This window comes from Halomonas sp. ND22Bw (assembly GCF_003011945.1).
In the GTDB taxonomy this organism is placed as follows: Bacteria; Pseudomonadota; Gammaproteobacteria; order Pseudomonadales; family Halomonadaceae; genus Halomonas; species Halomonas halophila.
This window is the reverse complement of sequence record NZ_PXWD01000685.1, coordinates 1-278: the sequence shown is the minus strand read 5'-3', so window position 1 is coordinate 278 and position 278 is coordinate 1. Positions and strand designations below refer to the sequence as shown.

Sequence of the window (278 nt, the reverse complement as noted above, 5' to 3'; positions counted from 1 at the left end):
GCTATCGTGGATTCCTGGTGACCGGCCGCGATGAGTTTCTGGAGCCGTATGCGGCCGGCGCGAAGGTCTATCAGGAGAAGCTGCGACAACTGCAGCAGGAAACGGCGGACAATCCGACCCAGGTCCGACGCTGGCAAGACCTGGAGCAGCGGGCCGCCGCCTGGCAGCGTGAAGTCACGGAACCGGGGATCAAGCTGCGCCGCGACGTGACGGCGGGTTCGGCCGGGTCGGATGCGCTCGTCGCGTTTGAGACCAGCGGCGCTGGGAAGAAGCACTTC

The 278-nt window shown here is 66.2% G+C and carries 1 protein-coding gene; it reads left to right on the top strand.

Annotation, left to right across the window (positions count from 1 at the left end):
* Positions 1-17: 17 nt before the first annotated feature.
* On the top strand, positions 18-278 hold a 261-nt coding region (locus CVH10_RS19880; RefSeq protein WP_369335903.1), incomplete at its 3' end, for a CHASE3 domain-containing protein.